This is a genomic window from Salinicola endophyticus (assembly GCF_003206575.1).
Taxonomy (GTDB): domain Bacteria; phylum Pseudomonadota; class Gammaproteobacteria; order Pseudomonadales; family Halomonadaceae; genus Salinicola; species Salinicola endophyticus.
On the sequence record NZ_PZJO01000002.1, the window covers coordinates 259,568 to 275,260 of the forward strand.

Here is a 15,693-nt window from a genome sequence, read left to right on the forward strand (position 1 = left end):
TTGCACCAACGCCTGTTCATGGCAACCCCCTGCGCTGAACGGCGTCGTTACTTGCCACTATCGGCAGCGCATGAGGATTGTTTAGGCGTTGCCGTTAAATACCCGTATCGGTAGCCGGCCTGGCAGACGGGCGAGAAGCTGGCCGCGGATACGACGTCATCGGAGGTAGCGAGCACCAGGCCATCCAGCGGTAGGCATCGATCACTGGACTGAGACGTGCAGGGCGCTTCGCCACCGCACCGGCCATGAGCCAGGTGCGGCGAGCGCGCGCCTATCCGGACTGCGCGGCGCCTGCAGCCGGCGAGGCATCCGCCGGGGCCGGAGACGTCGGCGCGGCGGCGTCAGCCGGCGCTTGGTCGCCCGGCGTGGCTTCGCCTTCCGGCGAGGCCGGCACCGCCGGCGCCGCATCACTGCCAGGCACGCCGATCGACGGCGTCGGAATCGCGACGCCGGTGTCGGGCTGTTCCTGAGCATCCAGCGGGTTCGGCAGCGCCTTCTCGTCGCGCTGCTCGATCGCCCGCGAGGCACGATTGTCGAGCACGACGATGCTGATGCGGCGGTTGACGGCGTCGGCTGGGTCGGTACCCGGCAAGGTGACACGGGAGCCCATGCCGGCGACGCGCAGCAGCTTGTCGGGTGAGAGCCCGCCGGCGATCAGCTCGCGTCGAGAGGCATTGGCGCGGTCGGCGGAAAGCTCCCAGTTGCTGTAGCCTTTTTCACCCCCAGCATAGGGCAACGCGTCGGTATGCCCGCTGATACTGATGAGATTGGGCATCTCGTTGAGCACCGGCGCAATCTTGCGCAGGATCTTGACCATGTAGGGCTCCAGCCGATCGCTGCCGAGTTCGAACATCGGCCGTTGATCGCTGTCGACGATCTGCACACGCAACCCTTCGGGAGAGAAGTCCATGCGCAGCTGCGACTGCAGCTGGCGTAGCTGGGGGTCGTTACGGATCACACTGCTCAGGCGATCGCGCAGGGCTCGCAGCATGCGCTGCTCGTCGCTCGGGCGGGTCTGCTGACGCACATCGACCCGACGCACCTCCCCCTTGCTGGCGGTGGGGTCTGCACCACCGCCGGGGATGACACTGCTACTGGCAGTGTTCTTGTCACCGCCCGTCAACGCCACCGCCAGCGGGGTGCGGAAGTACTCGGCGATACTCTCGAGCTCGTTCTCGCTGACAGTGGAGAGAATCCACAGCACCAGAAACAGTGCCATCAGCGCGGTCATGAAGTCGGCGTAGGCGATTTTCCACGAGCCACCGTGATGCCCGGCCTTCTGTACACGCTTGCGCTTGACGATGATCGGCCGCCGCTCGCCTCCCGCACTCATGAGTTGTCCGTCCCGGTGCCTCGCAGGGTCTGGCCGCTCGAACGCACGTGCTCTTCGAGCTCACTGAACGAGGGCCGCACCGCCGTGAACAGCGCCTTGCGCCCGAACTCCACCGCCAGTTGCGGCGCCAGGCCGTTGAGGCTGGCCATCAAGGTCACGCGGATGCACTGCAGCATCTTGGTCGCTTCGCCGACCTGGAGGTTGAGATGGTGGGCGACCGGCGTGACGAAGCCGTATGCCATGAGGATACCGGCGAAGGTCCCTACCAGCGCCTGGGCAATCATCTGCCCCATCATCGCCGCGCCCTGGTCGGCGGCACCCAGGGCATGCACCACCCCCATGACTGCAGCCACGATACCGAAAGCCGGTAGACCATCGCCCACCGCAGAGAGCGAGTGCGCCGGCACTTCGGCCTCGTGCTGGAAGGTCTCGATCTCGTGCTCCATCAGCGCGTCGATCTCGAAGGGGTCCATGTTGCCGCTGACCATCAGACGCAGGTAGTCGGTCAAAAATGCCATGATCATGGGGTCGGAGAGGATCTTGGGATAGTCGGCGAAGATCGCGCTCTCCTGGGGCGAATCGATATCACGTTCGATCGCCAGCATGCCGTCGCGGCGCGCCTTGGTCAGCAGGCGATACTGGAGCGCCATCAGCTCCATGTACATCATCTTGTTGTAGCGCTTGGTGCGCTTGAGCTTGGAGAACGATCGCAGCGTCGCCTTGATCGCCTTGCCGTTGTTGGCACAGATGAAGGCACCGATCGCGGCACCACCGATCATCACGAACTCCCAAGGCTGTATCAGCGCGCCCAAGTGGCCACCGATCGCCGCGTAGCCTCCGAAGACGCTACCGATAACAACGATGTAACCGATTAAAATCAACACGAGGCACGCTCCTGGGGACAATGCATGGCGAATCTGCCTTCTCTATCGGCAGACGCCAGGCTCCACTTGAGGGTGAGCGGCATAGAAAAGCCCGAGACCCGGGCATGCAGGGACCCAGCCCTGATACGCAAAACGGACCCCCGAGGGGGTCCGTTCCATGTCACGCCCAGCGTGTCAGCGCGAGGCGGTGCGGCGCAGCGGCTGCACTTGCTCGGTATCTCCCGCCGGCTCCTCGCTGGCACCCCGCTTGGCCTTGCGCGTCTTTCCGGCCCGCGACGGCGGCTGACAGATGCCACAGACGTAATCTCGCATCGGGCTGTGGGCGTGGGCAACGAAGTCGCCGCCGCAGCTCTGGCAGCGCGAGAGCTGGAGCAGATCGCTCTCGAAGAAACGCACCAAGGTCCAGGCGCGGGTCAGCCCGAGCGTGGGCTCCGCCTGATCCAGCTGCACCTGCTCCAGGTAGAGGCGATAGGCCTTCACGAAGGCGCTCATGCGCTCACAGCCGAGCTCTTCGTTGAGACGACGATAGATGTTGTAGAACAGCGACGAGTGGATGTTGGGCAGCCAGGTGACGAACCAGTCGGCCGAGAACGGCAGCATCCCCTTGGGCGGCGACATCCCCTTGACTTCCTTGTACAGCTTGATGAGCCGGCCACGGCTCAGCGCGGTCTCGGTCTCGAGCACCTGCAGACGAGCCCCCAGCTCGATCAGCTCGATGGCCAGTTGAACCTGCAACATCTCCCCCACCAGGCTCTTGTCGCTCATGGCTCAAACCTCCTGGGATGATGGCAGCGCAATACGATTGGCCCCCGCCATCAGCAGTGCGGCGTGGGTCTGGCTGAGCCCCTGGGCACGCGGGTTGTTGAGCAGCAGATCGAGCTGACGCGCGTCGGAGAAGCGCAGGTGACACAGCAACTGATTGGTACGCGACAACTGGGTCAACTGCTTGATCGACAGCCCGGCGATGGCATCGGCCATCTCGGCATCGAGATTCAAGCGGAACATGGCGGTCTCGCGGTCTTCATTCAGAAGCCGCTGAACCAGCAGCAGATAAGACAGATTGAGGTCTTGGATGTCTTCGAGATAGCCGTTCTTATGCATGCCTGGGGTCCCTGCGTGTGGGTTTTTTGTCGGCACCCGTGTTGCCGGGCGCTCCGCCTGCTTGTAAGCCGTTCATGCTTACATCAGATCTTTGTGATGGATATAGTGTGCAACTTTCAGATGAAAAAAATCAACCTTTGTTACTAAATTTTTCTCAGAGTAACGAGAAGTGTGGTGTAGACACCTTAACTCGAACTTAAGGTGTTTGATTGTTCGAGATATTTTTGGGAAGTTAACACTCCAACGTTACAAAATGATTAGTCACCTCATCGCCGCCGACGAGCCGCGATCAATGGGCATCGACCACCAACGCGGCACCGTCGACCTGAGCGATCCACACCAGCAGCTCTGCGACTACCTGGTAAAGCGACTCGGGAATGCGTTCATCGAGGTCGACCTGCATCAATAGCGCCACCAGCTCCGGCGCATCGTGCACGAAGATGCCCGCGGCGCTGGCCGAGGCAACGATGCGCTCGGCCACGTCGCCATACCCTTTGGCAACCACCCTTGGCGCGTCATGTCGTTCGCCGGAGTAGGCCAGGGCTACGGCACGCTTACGCGAATCGCTCTCGCTCATGCCAGCTTCTCCTCGGTCATTTCGAGATCGACGCGCAACCCCCGTGCCGTCAGTTGCCCACGCAAAGCCGGCAATTCATCGGCGATGCGCTCCCGCGCCTGCACGTCGCTCGCGGCAATCACGACACGCCAGTGATCTGCGGCGACGCTCTCCAGCTCGACCTCGATCTCGCCCAATCGCGGCAGCGTCAGGCGAATCTCGCCACGCCACTGGCGCGGGGCCTCCTCACGTCCGCCGGAGCCCTCCGATTGCTCATGCGATTCATGGTAGGGCATCTCCGTGAGCATGAAGAACATCGGCATACCCGGCAGCAGCTGCCCTTCCCAGCGCAGTGTCGGCGACGCCATCAGCTCGAGCTGATGACGCACCAGCGACTGCAGATGCTCGGACGGCTGCTGCGACAACTGATGCACTTGCCTCGGCAACGCCGACTCGTCACCCGCGGCGGCTTGCACACCGCTCAGCGGCGGCAAACCAGCCGTCACACCGGCAGCCGGCCGCACTGCGACCTGGGTGCCATCCGCCCGGTAAGCCCCGGCTGGGGCACTGGACGAGGGAGCATGCGCGACTCCTCTTGCCGCGGCACCGGCCGCAGGAGCAGAACTTCCGGCATGCCCGTCACTGCGCGGGGCCGAACCGGAAGAGAACGTCCCCGGGCGCTCCAGAAGCAGTGAGCGCCACGCCGACATCAGCGGCGACAAGGCAGCCTGGGGCTGAGGGCTGGGGCGAAAGCTGAGCCCCATCCAGGCCTGCGGCTCCTGCCACAGCTTGGACAGGGGATAATTGCCCTGCAGCCAGCGCGACAGATGAGACTCATAGAAGACCCCGCTGCCGCTGATGCTGTTGGAGAGCGTGCTGGCGGCCGCCTCGGCGCTGGGATTCCGCGCCGACAGCAGCGCCGCGGTGGTCGTGATAGCCGAGCTCTGCGCCACCGGGTGGCGTGCCAGCAGTTGGGATATCTCCACCGCTGCGCGGCTCAAAGAGGTCTGCGCGGAAGCCACTGGCACCGGCCGCTCCGCGGTGAGCGACGCTTGCCTGCCAGTCGCCGCGCGTGCCGCATCGCCCTCCGGCGCGGTCAGCCTCGGTTGACTCTGACCATGCAGGCGCGAATCACTGCGGGCGGGTTGAATCGCATCGGAAGAGGCTTTGGGAGAAACCGGTGTCGGCTGATCCCGGAGTACGGGCACATCCACCCGCTTGCCCAGCACCTGGTGCAGCAGGGTGTCCAGAATGGGGGTAATTCCGCTCACATGCCGCCGTCGGGAGCGTTGAAGCGAAGGCGCGTGGAGATGCCGCCACGCCCACCCTGATACGCCTGCCCTACCGCCTGCTGGCGCCGGGAGTTGCCGATCATTTGCGCCAGCTCGTCGCGGCGGGCGTCGAGCAAACGCCGCGTCTCGGCGTCCTGGCTCAGGATCTGCTCGAGCAATTGAAGCTGATCCTGGCGCTCGCTCTCGCTCAGCCCACCCTGATCGCCGATCAGCCGCACCCGGTCCAGCTCGACCGCATAGCGGGCTTCCTGCTGGATCAACGCCTCCCAATCCTGAGACCGAGCATAGCCCAGCATCACGTTGGAGACTTCCAGCAGCTCACGATAGCGCGCTACCACGGACTCATGCTCGGTCATTCGACCTCCCTCGCTCACGGGGCAGCTCCAGAAGCACGCAGTTCGCGCCAACCCGAGCCGAGATCATCAAGGATAGCCGCAGCCCGAGCCAGCGGCGCGGCGTCGTCACGCAGGTTCGCCTGCAACAGCAGACGCGACACGTAATCGTAAAGTCGTGCCAGGTTGGCCGCTATCTCGCCGCCCCTCTCGTGATCGAGGGCTGCGGCCAGGCCATTGTTGACGATATCGATCGCCTTGGAGATCGCCGCGCCCTTGGCCTCGCGGTTACCATCTTGCAGGTGCAGCTGGGCACTGCTGATGGCCGCCTGAGCGCCATCGAACAGCATCACGATGAGTTGGTGCGGATCGGCGGACATTACCGCCGACTCCACCCCCACTCTGGCGTAGGCGCCCGCGCCCCGTCGGTTAGTCATCATCATGCTAGGCACCTGTCACTACTTGGTTTGTGCGCTGAGCGCGCTGAACTGTTGGTTCAGGTAGCTGCTCATGGAGTTCATCTGCGACACCATTGAGTCGAGCCGACTGAATTGCTTGCGATAGCGATCGATGGTGTCGGAAATCGAATCTTGCATGCGTGAGTATCGATCCTTGAGACTCTCCAGCGTCGAGTCGATACCATCGGTCGCCGCTTGCAGCGAGCCGCCGCTGTCGAGAATCGTCCCCAAGGTCTTGTCGAAGCTGCCGGCGAAACCGCTATTGCCATCGGCCCCGGCAAAGAACTGGCTGACGCCATCGGTGTTATCGGTCAGCGCCTTGTCGAGCTTGTCGCTATCGATCTTCAGGCTGCCGTCGAGCTGACGCTCGATGCCCAGATTGGAGAGCAGACGATAGTCGCCGTCATCATCGGTTGGCGTGCTCAGAGCACCACGCAGCCGCGACTCGATCGAGCGCATGGTGGAATTGCCCAGCAGCAGCCCTGCCGTATCGGTGCTCGCATCGTAGCGGGTGAGCGCATCGGCGGTCTTCTGCACCGAGTTGTAGGCATCGACGAACGCCTTCACCGAGGCATTCATCGAGTCAGTGTCCTTGGACACCGTGAGAGTCGCCGCGCTGTCGGTGGTGGCGTCGAGCTTGAGCGTCACCCCCTGAATGGCTTCCTCGACGGTATTCGACTGGCTATCGATGTCGACACCGTTGACCGTGAGCTTGGCGTTCTGCGCCTCTACCTTGGTTTCGAAGCTGAAATCGTCGTCGCTGGAGTAGGCAATCTTGGAGTCGGTACCTGTCTCGTCCGAGGTCATCACCAGACGATAGCCGTTACCGTCGTTGATGATGGAGGCACGGGCACCCGCATCCTTGTCATTGATGGCGTCGCGGATATCGCTGAGCGAATCCCCGTCGTCATAGTCAACATCGATCTGATCACCGTCGCCGACGGTGAAGCTCAAGGTACCGCTGAGGCCAAGGTTGTCCGACTTGCTGTCGAAGTCCTTCGAGGCCGAGGACTGCGCCTGAGCCAGCTGCGACACATCGATCTTGTAACGCCCGGCCTCTGCGCCTTCGCTGGTGGAGACGCTCACTGCACTGCCGGTGATATCGCTGCCGACAGCGGTGAAGGTAGACGGATCGCCGAGCTTGCCGATGGCGTCGCGCAGCGCGTTCAGCGAGCTCTCCAGCTTGCCGAAAGCCGACAGCTTGGTCTTGTAGCTGCTCTGCTGCGCGGCGATCGGCTCCAGCCGCTTGTTCTCGGCTTTTTCGAGATCGCCGAGCAGCCCGTTCAAATCCAGGCCGGAGCCGATACCCAAGGACGCTATGCTAGCCATGATGTCTCTCTCGTTCTGGATGCCATTTCTACCACGCCGGGCCCGCGCGCAGCGGCTGAATAGGCGTGATTCGGGTCGTCTTATCACATGATCGGCCGGCGGCCCACAAAACTTTAGCGCTTGGCACTACATCTTTATCCCGTCGCGACGCGGGCCCCCGCGTGCAAGCACGCGCGGGTGGCCAGACGACGGCCGAATAGGCGATCATAGGCGGCTGACGATTCGTCATTACTGGAGAAGACATGGACGCGAACTCCCTGTACGCCGATTACCGCCTGTGGCAACGCTTCCAGCGCCAGGATCAGCTGTCGCGCGAGCACCAAGCAGCCGTGCGCAAGCTGGCAGAGACCGGGGCCATGGCGTCGCGTGTCACCGAGGCCTACCGTAGCATGGCGGAGCGCGGTGCCAAGGAGGGCGCGAGCTATCGCACCCTGTTCCAGCGTCAGCGCGATAGCGGCGACAACCTGGCCTGCGAGGGCTGGCTGTTCGTGCGCCGGGTGCTCACCGAAGGGGGCACCACGCGTATCCGCGCCACCCTATTCGAGGGTTTCACGCTCGAACAAGGGACACTGACGCCCTCCCCCGACACGGGCATCAAGATCACGCTGGACATCTATGACGAATTACTGGTGCAAAACAGCCTCAAGCTAGGCTGTCGCACCGATCGCCACGACGACGCGCGCGACACGCGCTTCATCACCTTTCTGGATAGCGTTCGCGGCGATCTGCAGCAGCGCGGCTGAGCTCGCGCCGCCCCCTATAGCCGACCTGCCGCCGCACCGGTGACGGCGTGGCAGCAGGCCGGCAGCGTTGCATCCAAGCCGTTTCCTTGACTTAGACACTTCTCGATTCAGACACTTGCCGGGAGATTTTCGATGGACAAGACCCCCCACCCCTCCAAGGTCCACTTCAGCGCACTGCCACTGGCCAGCCTCGATGGCGTCAGCGGTATCGTCCAGCCCGAAACGCAGACGCACAGCGTCACGCTGGAGAGCCCGGCAGTGCTGCTGGTCACCGACTTCAGCGTCAGCCGGCCGCACACGCTGCCGACCTCGAGCTCCGTCGACCAGGCGCTGGAGACCATGAAGCAGGCAGGCGTCCGACTGCTGATGCTGATCAATCCCGAAGGCCGTTTCACCGGCGTGGTCAATGCGCGTGAGCTGATCGGCGGCCGGCGCGTCACCCTGGCCATGCAGCAGCATCAGATCGGCCGTGACGAGGTGACCGCGGAGATGATCCAGACCCCGCGCAGCGAACTGCACGCCCTCTCCTACAGCCGAGTCTCCCACGCCAGCGTGGGTGATCTGGTCGAGACGCTGAAATCCTCCGGCGATCAGCACGTCCTGGTCACCGAACCGGACGGCCAGGGCATCGAGCGCATTCGCGGCATGATCTCCGCTTCCGATATCAGTCGTGCCCTGAGCGTCGATTTCAACCACCCGCCGGAAGCGCGCACCTTCGCCTCGATCTGCAAGGTGATCCGTGGTTACGACCTCTGACGCAGCCCAGCAGCCTCTGCTCGTCATCTACGCTGGCGGTACCATCGGCATGCGGGCGTCGAGCCGCGGGCTGATCCCCGCCGGTGACATGGCCGCGCGCCTGGAGATGGCACTGGCGACGCTGCCGCCGCTTCGGCGGCGCGCGCTACCGGACTATGTGCTGTGGGAATCCCCCGAGCCGATCGACTCCAGCAGTGCGACCTTCGCCGACTGGTCGGCGCTCGCCGCGCTGGTCGCGGCGCACTACGAGGCCTATGCCGGCTTCGTCATTCTCCACGGCACCGACACGCTGGCCTGGTGCGCTTCGACGCTGGCCTTCCAACTGCAGGGGCTGACCAAGCCGGTGGTCGTCACCGGTTCGCAGCGCCCACTGGGCCAGCCGGGCAGCGATGCGCTGAACAATCTGGAAGCGGCACTGGCGTTCGCTGCCACACCCGGCTGGCGCGAAGTCGGCCTGTGCTTCGACGGGCGCCTGCTGCGCGGCTGCCGCGCGCGCAAGTGGTATACCCGCGATGATAGCGGCTTCGAAAGCCCCAACTGGCCGCTGCTCGGAGAGTTGGTGGATGGCGTGGCCGTGCTCTACCCGGCGCGTGCCTGGCGCATCGAAGGCGCGCCACGATTCGAAATGCCGGCAAGGGAGCGCGCGCCCCAGGTGGTCCGCGTGACGCTGTGGCCGGGCATCGATGCCATGCTGATCGAACGCTGGCTCGAGTCACCACAGGTGGCCGGGGCGGTGCTGGAGTGCTGGGGTAGCGGCAACCTGCCCGACGATCCGGCACTGATCGGCGTACTCTCGCGCGCCGCCGCCGAGGGCAAGCCGCTGGTCGCCCTCAGCCAGTGCCCGATCGGCGGCGCCGACCCCGGCACCTACGCCAGCGGCCAGATCCTCAACGACATCGGCGTCATGTCGGGTGATGACATGACCGTCGAGGCCGCCTGCAGCAAACTGACGCACCTGCTCGTCCAGGGCCTGCCCCCGGAGGAGCTCCGACGGCGCTTCCTCACGCCACTAGCCGGCGAGCGAGGCGCGTTCACGCCACAGGTTGATTGCGCATGACTTCCCCTTCGACACCCACCCCGGCCGCACCTGCCGTGGTGATCTACTCCGGCGGCATGGATTCGTTCACCGTGCTGCATCGCGCGCTGCGCGAAGGCTACGCGGTCCACGCGCTCTCCTTCGACTATGGCCAGCGCCACGCCCGCGAACTGGAGGTCGCCCGCGATGTCTGCCAAGCGCTCGACGTGCCCCACCGTGTGGTCGACATTCGTGCCATTCATCAGTTAATCGGCAACTCGGCGCTGACCGACAGCAGCCGCGAGCTGCCCAAGGGTGACTACGGCGAGGAGAACCTCACCGCCACGGTGGTGCCCAACCGCAACATGATCCTGCTCTCGCTGGCGATCGGGCACGCCGTCAACATCGGTGCCGCCAAGTGCTTCTACGGCGCCCATGGTGGGGATCACGTGCTCTATCCGGACTGCCGTCCGGCATTCGTCGAGCGCATGAATGATGTCGCCGCCATCGCCAACTTCGAAGCGGTCGAGATCGTCGCCCCCTACCTGCACGCCGACAAGGCGCGCATTCTCGCCGACGGGCTCGCCATGGGCCTGGACTACGCCGACACCTGGACCTGCTATCTGGGTCAGGCCCAGGCCTGCGGCGAGTGCGGCAGCTGTCGCGAGCGTCTGGGCGCATTCGCCAGCCTCGGGGTAACGGATCCGCTGCCCTACGCCATCCCCTGACCATCGCCAGATCGAGACATCCGCTTCATGTATAGCGTCAAGGAAGCCTTCTACACGCTCCAGGGCGAAGGCGCCCAGTCGGGACGCGCCAGCGTTTTCTGCCGTTTCACCGGCTGCAACCTATGGTCCGGGCGCGAGGTCGATCGTGCCCGCGCGCAGTGCACGTTCTGCGATACCGACTTCATCGGCACCGATGGCCAGAACGGCGGCCGGTTCGCCGACGCCGAGGCCCTGGCCACGCACCTCGCGGCGCTATGGCAGAGCACCTCGAACTCCGCCGGGGCGCGCCGCTACGTCGTATTCACCGGCGGCGAACCCCTGCTGCAGCTCGACCCACCGCTGCTCGAGGCGATGCACGCACGCGACTTCGAGATCGCGGTGGAGACCAACGGCACCCTGCCGGTACCGTCCGACGTGGACTGGATCTGCGTCAGCCCCAAGGGCGACAATGCGCTGATCCAGACCCGCGGCGACGAGCTCAAGCTGGTCCACCCGCAGCCAGGCGTCGACCCGCAGCGCTTCAGCGGGCTCGACTTCACTCACTTCTTCCTGCAGCCGATCGACCCTGCCCCGGGTCGCATCGCCACCGACCGCGCGCCCATGGCCAGCGTGGTCGACTACTGCCTGCGCCACCCCCAGTGGCGCCTGTCGCTGCAGACGCACAAAATCGCTGGAATCGATTGATGACCCTGTTCGTGAACAATCTGACCAATATCGACGCCTCGATCTGGTCACCGCAGCTCGGCCTGATGGGGGCGAGCTGGCACGTCGACGTCGAACTCGATGGCGAGCTCGGCGAGGACGGCATGCTGTTCGACTTCGGCGAGGTCAAGCCATGGATCAAGTCACGCCTGGACGCCGGCCTCGACCACACCCTGCTGGTCCCCGCCCAGGCCACGGGAGTCAAGGTCGAAGAGTGCCTGGAAGGACTCCATCTGAGTGCCGAACTCCCCTACTCGTTCGAAGTGCGCGCACCGCGCCAGGCGTTCACCATACTGCCCTGGGGCGAGATCAACGCCGAGCGTCTCGGCGCCTATCTCAGCCAGGAGCTGAGCAAACGCCCGCCGCCGCGGGTGGAAGCGATCCGTGTGCGCCTGCGCGAGGAGCTTCCCGACGGTGCCATCTACACCTACAGCCATGGCCTCAAGCACCACGCCGGTAATTGCCAGCGTATTGCCCATGGTCACCGCTCGCATCTACGCATCTGGCGCGACGGACAGCGCGATCCGGAGCTCGAAGCGCACTGGTCGCGGCAGCTCGACCACAGCTACCTGGTCGATGAAGAGGATGCGATCAATCCACGCGAGAGCGGTCCACTCAAGGTGCGCTACCGCAGCGCCCAAGGCCAGTTCCAGTTACGCCTGCCACGGGAGCGCTGCCACATTCTGCCCGCCCCCACCACCGTGGAGCATATCGCCGCCTGGCTGGCCCGGCAGATCGCCCAGGCCAGCGGCGCGCATATTCGCGTGCAGGCGTTCGAAGGCATCGACAAGGGCGCCCTGGCTCAGCATCGCGGCGAGCCGAGCCCCGCATGAGCACCTGTCGCCCCGGGTGCGGGGCTTGCTGCATCGCCCCATCGATCACTTCACCCATCCCTGGCATGCCTCACGGCAAGCCCGCAGGCGTACGCTGCGTCCAGCTCGATGACGACTATCTATGCCGGCTGTTCGACGATCCCCGGCGCCCCACCGTCTGTACTCGCTTCGACTTCGACCCGGAGCTGTGCGGCGATACCCGCGGACAGGCACTGCAATTGATCAACCGCTGGGAGCACGCCACCCAGTAAGCCGCCACACCTGTAGGATGTCATGGCTTCCACAGCCACGCCTGGCAAGACCCGGCACTGAACGCTCCCACCTCCTCCTTGCCTGCCAAGATCAGGGGTGCGTCACACGCAAGAGGCCTCGACCGNNCGGTCGAGGCCTCTTTCATGGCGACAGCGGCGCGACTTCCGTTAAAAAAGCACTACCGCACCAACAGCACTACCGCCGTAACAACATGGTCATGGCTGCATGACTTGCAAGATAACGGTATAAGCCTCAGACGTCGGCAGCGCTGGCGTCGAGTCGAACCAGCATCTTGCCCTCATTGTCACCGGAGAAGAGCTTCAGAAACGCTTCCGGTGTCCGTTCGAGACCCTCAACCACCGTCTCGCGATAGCGCACCTCGCCGGCGGCGACCCGCGGCGCCACCTCGGCCAGGAACGTCGGATAGTGGGCCCAATGCTCGGCGACGATGAATCCCTCCATGCGCGCCTTACGGAACAGCAACCGATTGAGATTGCGCGGGCCGTCTCCCGCCTGGGCGTCGTTGTAGCGGTCGATCAGCCCACATACCGCGATACGCGCGTGGTCGCGCAAGTTGGCCAGCGCCGCATCCAGCAGCGGTCCGCCGACGTTCTCGTAGTAGACATCGATACCCTCCGGCGCCGCCTCGGCCAACGCCTGGGTCAACGCCTCCACATCCTTGCCGCGATAGTTGACCGCCTTCGCGCCGAGCCCTTCGAGCCATTCGCACTTGGCATCGCTCCCGGCGACACCAACCACCTGGCAGCCTGCGGCCAGCGCCAGTTGCACCGCCAGCGAGCCCACCGCTCCGGATGCCGCACTGACCAGCACCCGCTCTCCCGGCTGCATCTGCGCGATCCGGTTGAGCCCGGTCCAGGCGGTCATGCCGGGCATGCCCAACACGCCGAGATAGGCCTGAGGCGGTACCTCGTGCTGAGGTAGCGGCTCGACCCGGTCGGCCGACAGCTGGGCCACATCGCGCCATCCCGCCATGTGGCGCACGAGATCGCCGGACGCGAAGCGCTGATCGCGGGACGCCACCACCTCTCCGACAGCACCGCCGTCCATCGGCGCATCGAGGGCGTAGGGTTCGACATAAGTGGTGACGCCACTCATGCGTCCCCGCATATAGGGATCGACCGAGAGCCACAGATTGCGCACCCGCACCTCACCCTCGGCCAGGGGGTCGAGCGACTGTTCACGCAGCGTGAACTGATCCTGACGCGGCAAGCCCTGAGGGATCTCGGTGAGTGCGATATAACGACTGGTAGCCATAATAGAAAAAGCCCTCCTGGCAGGTAGATACGTCGATCAAGCCTAGGAGGGCATACGGCTCCCGGCAAGTCATAAGCTTGCCGGGATCTGAGCGCCTGGAGGGTGGGAAGGTTCAGCGCTCGATGAGTCCACTCATGGCTTCTCGATCTCCGCTTCGCTCTGCAGCGACTCGCTCAGGCCCTGAATGGCATTCTGCGCCTTGATGCGCTGAGCCAGACGCCGGGTGAAGTCGGCGCTCTGGGCATCGGGCTTGCCGGCCGCGACCTTGTCGAGCGCGACGACCGCCACGGCATCCGGCAACTCGGTGCTAGTGTAGGTGGCCCCATCGGCAGCCGGCCGCGGCAAGCGGAACGCCGCTTCCAGTACCGGCTGCGGCACGCCGTCGGCATCGTCGCGGGTGACCGCATCGACACGCTGCCAGGAGAGCCCGGATACCGTCTTGCCCTGCTTCAGGCTCGCCACGGCCTGCTCGGCCTGGGCCTTCAGACGCTGGCGCGTCATCTCGGCCTTGACCGCGGCAGTGACCCTGTCGCGCACCTGCTCGAGGGGCAGCACGCTGGCGTCGCGATGATCGACCACCCGCAGCACCACGCGCTGCTGGGCGTCGGTCTCGATGGCCTCGCTGTTGTAGCCATCCTCGAGCACGTCCGGCGAGAACGCGGCCGCGATCACGTCTGGATTGGAGAGCACGCCCTCACCGCCACCATCGCGTGAGAACCAGTCACTGCTCTTCAGCGGCAGCCCCATCTGCTTGGCCACGCTGGCGAGATCGTCGGCTTCGTAAGCATCATTGGTGAGTTTCTGGACCGCTTCGTTGAAGGCGTCCTGCGACTGTGCCAGCTGCACCTCCTTGACCAGTGCCGCCCGATCCTTCTCGAAACTGGGGATCTCGATGTCGGTCACCTTGATCAGGTGCAAACCGTAGTCCGACTTGACGATCTGAGAGACCTGGCCCTGATCCAGCGAGAAGGCGGCATTATCGAACGCCTTACCGAAAAAGCCCTTCTGGATGACACCGATGTCACCGCCCTTGGCAGCGGAGGAGCTGTCATCCGAATAGGCCTTGGCCAGCTTGGCGAAATCCTCGCCCTGGGCCAGCTTGGCCTGCACCTCTTTCAGCCGCGCGCGCGCCTGCTGTTCGGTGCGGTCACCATCGCCGTAGGTGACCAGGATATGCGAGACCTGACGCGGCGCAGTCTTGCGATCCTGTTCGTAGGCCTGGCGCAGCTCGGCATCGGTCACCTCGACGTTATGGGCCAGATCCTGCTGATTGAGCACCACGTAGTTGACCTTGACCTGCTCCGGACGCCGGAAATCGTCCTGGTGCGCCTGATAGTACTTCTGAATCTCGGCGTCGCTGGGCGTGACCGGCTGGGCCAGATCGGCTGGCGTCAGCCGCGCGTAGCGGAAACTGCGCTGCTGCTGCTGCAGAGCGGCGAGACGCTGCTGCTCAGCGGGCAGCACGAAGGCCGACACGGCCAGCCCCTGCTGGATCTGACGCCGCAGGGTGTCGGCGCGCAGCTCGCGACGAAACGCCGCCGGCGTATAGCCGGCCTGAGCCAGGCGGGTGGTGAACAGCTGGTCCGAGAAGCGGCCCTGCTGATCCTGGAACTCGGGCAGCGACACGATGATCTGATCGAGCTGGGTATCGGAAACGAACAAGCCACCAGACTCGGCGTACTGATCCAGCGTCTTCTGACGAATCAGCTGGTCGAGCACCTGAGCTCGATACTGACGCTCCTGCTCCGGCGGTACCTGGCCGGAGCGAATGCCCCGCTGCACCTGAGTCTCCACGGCCTGACGACTGATCGCCTCGCCGTTGACCTTGGCCACGTCGTTGCTGCCCGACTGGAAATAACTGACCAGTGACTCCGCGCCAAACAGCGCGAAGGTCACGATGATGGCCCCCACGATGACCTTCGCCACCCAGCCCTGGGAGCCTTCACGAATTTTCTGCAGCATGCTGTCCTCGCATGTCGGTAACCCTATCTCCGGAGCGCATCGTACACCGCCGCACGCGCCCCATGCATCCCCACCGCGTGGCCCGGGGGCCGCCATGGCAGGCTCAGCGACAGTGATCGTCGCACGCCGGGACACTCCGAAA

Annotated in this window: 18 protein-coding genes; 7 read left to right on the forward strand and 11 right to left on the reverse strand. The window is 64.6% G+C overall.

All coding sequences use genetic code 11. The features are described 5' to 3' along the window. Nucleotides 1-271: 271 nt before the first annotated feature. From motB to fliD, 9 genes are all read right to left on the reverse strand, one after another. A complete protein-coding gene (gene motB / locus DOM66_RS03830; RefSeq protein ID WP_110689303.1) occupies nucleotides 272-1,333 on the reverse strand; it encodes a flagellar motor protein MotB in 1,062 nt (353 codons plus the stop codon). Next, the gene (motA, locus tag DOM66_RS03835) at nucleotides 1,330-2,217 is read right to left on the reverse strand and encodes a flagellar motor stator protein MotA (RefSeq protein ID WP_110677546.1); all 888 of its coding nucleotides are present in this window, start codon (nucleotides 2,215-2,217) and stop codon (nucleotides 1,330-1,332) included. Before motA ends, motB begins: the two co-directional genes overlap by 4 nt. 174 nt (nucleotides 2,218-2,391) lie before the next feature. Next, nucleotides 2,392-2,982 (reverse strand): flagellar transcriptional regulator FlhC, encoded by a 591-nt coding sequence (gene flhC, locus DOM66_RS03840; RefSeq protein WP_110677544.1) that lies wholly within the window; start codon nucleotides 2,980-2,982, stop codon nucleotides 2,392-2,394. 3 nt (nucleotides 2,983-2,985) lie between these two features. Next, entirely contained in the window at nucleotides 2,986-3,318 is a 333-nt protein-coding gene (flhD, locus tag DOM66_RS03845; protein ID WP_110677542.1) for a flagellar transcriptional regulator FlhD, read from the reverse strand. Nucleotides 3,319-3,607: 289 nt separating this feature from the next. Next, entirely contained in the window at nucleotides 3,608-3,895 is a 288-nt protein-coding gene (locus tag DOM66_RS03850) for an EscU/YscU/HrcU family type III secretion system export apparatus switch protein (RefSeq protein ID WP_110677540.1), read from the reverse strand. Next, nucleotides 3,892-4,902 carry a flagellar hook-length control protein FliK gene (gene fliK / locus DOM66_RS03855; RefSeq protein ID WP_157958982.1) on the reverse strand — a complete coding sequence of 337 codons (1,011 nt, stop codon included), beginning with the start codon at nucleotides 4,900-4,902 and terminating at the stop codon, nucleotides 3,892-3,894. The genes DOM66_RS03850 and fliK overlap by 4 nt, the downstream gene beginning before the upstream one ends. Nucleotides 4,903-5,141: 239 nt before the next feature. Then, nucleotides 5,142-5,522, reverse strand: coding sequence for a flagellar protein FliT (locus tag DOM66_RS03860; RefSeq protein WP_110677536.1), 381 nt, complete (start codon nucleotides 5,520-5,522; stop codon nucleotides 5,142-5,144). Nucleotides 5,523-5,536: 14 nt separating this feature from the next. Continuing rightward, on the reverse strand, nucleotides 5,537-5,935 hold the full coding sequence (gene fliS, locus DOM66_RS03865; RefSeq protein WP_110677997.1) for a flagellar export chaperone FliS: 399 nt from the start codon (nucleotides 5,933-5,935) through the stop codon (nucleotides 5,537-5,539). 21 nt (nucleotides 5,936-5,956) lie between these two features. After that, the gene (gene fliD / locus DOM66_RS03870) at nucleotides 5,957-7,285 is read right to left on the reverse strand and encodes a flagellar filament capping protein FliD (protein WP_110689305.1); all 1,329 of its coding nucleotides are present in this window, start codon (nucleotides 7,283-7,285) and stop codon (nucleotides 5,957-5,959) included. Nucleotides 7,286-7,527: 242 nt separating this feature from the next. Here fliD and DOM66_RS03875 point away from each other — a divergent pair, with 242 nt between their 5' ends. The 7 genes from DOM66_RS03875 (at nucleotide 7,528) to DOM66_RS03905 (ending at nucleotide 12,313) form a co-directional block, all read left to right on the forward strand. Continuing rightward, on the forward strand, nucleotides 7,528-8,028 hold the full coding sequence (locus DOM66_RS03875; protein ID WP_110677532.1) for a hypothetical protein: 501 nt from the start codon (nucleotides 7,528-7,530) through the stop codon (nucleotides 8,026-8,028). A gap of 132 nt (nucleotides 8,029-8,160) precedes the next feature. Beyond that, nucleotides 8,161-8,784: a CBS domain-containing protein gene (locus DOM66_RS03880; protein WP_110677530.1), complete on the forward strand. Its 624-nt coding sequence runs from the start codon at nucleotides 8,161-8,163 to the stop codon at nucleotides 8,782-8,784. Next, a complete protein-coding gene (locus DOM66_RS03885; RefSeq protein ID WP_245392353.1) occupies nucleotides 8,768-9,841 on the forward strand; it encodes an asparaginase in 1,074 nt (357 codons plus the stop codon). The genes DOM66_RS03880 and DOM66_RS03885 overlap by 17 nt, the downstream gene beginning before the upstream one ends. Then, nucleotides 9,838-10,527, forward strand: a complete 690-nt coding sequence (gene queC / locus DOM66_RS03890) for a 7-cyano-7-deazaguanine synthase QueC (protein WP_110677528.1) — start codon at nucleotides 9,838-9,840, stop codon at nucleotides 10,525-10,527. The genes DOM66_RS03885 and queC overlap by 4 nt, the downstream gene beginning before the upstream one ends. A gap of 27 nt (nucleotides 10,528-10,554) precedes the next feature. Further along, the gene (gene queE / locus DOM66_RS03895) at nucleotides 10,555-11,211 is read left to right on the forward strand and encodes a 7-carboxy-7-deazaguanine synthase (RefSeq protein WP_110677526.1); all 657 of its coding nucleotides are present in this window, start codon (nucleotides 10,555-10,557) and stop codon (nucleotides 11,209-11,211) included. Further along, on the forward strand, nucleotides 11,211-12,062 hold the full coding sequence (locus tag DOM66_RS03900) for a 6-carboxytetrahydropterin synthase (protein ID WP_110677524.1): 852 nt from the start codon (nucleotides 11,211-11,213) through the stop codon (nucleotides 12,060-12,062). The genes queE and DOM66_RS03900 overlap by 1 nt, the downstream gene beginning before the upstream one ends. Then, nucleotides 12,059-12,313, forward strand: a complete 255-nt coding sequence (locus DOM66_RS03905; RefSeq protein ID WP_110689306.1) for a YkgJ family cysteine cluster protein — start codon at nucleotides 12,059-12,061, stop codon at nucleotides 12,311-12,313. Before DOM66_RS03900 ends, DOM66_RS03905 begins: the two co-directional genes overlap by 4 nt. Nucleotides 12,314-12,566: 253 nt before the next feature. On the opposite strand, the gene DOM66_RS03910 is transcribed toward DOM66_RS03905, so the two are convergent. Both DOM66_RS03910 and DOM66_RS03915 read right to left on the reverse strand, forming a co-directional pair. Continuing rightward, nucleotides 12,567-13,589 carry an NADP-dependent oxidoreductase gene (locus DOM66_RS03910; protein ID WP_110689307.1) on the reverse strand — a complete coding sequence of 341 codons (1,023 nt, stop codon included), beginning with the start codon at nucleotides 13,587-13,589 and terminating at the stop codon, nucleotides 12,567-12,569. Between the two features lie 132 nt (nucleotides 13,590-13,721). After that, entirely contained in the window at nucleotides 13,722-15,551 is a 1,830-nt protein-coding gene (locus DOM66_RS03915; protein WP_110689308.1) for a SurA N-terminal domain-containing protein, read from the reverse strand. Between the last annotated feature and the right edge of the window lie 142 nt (nucleotides 15,552-15,693).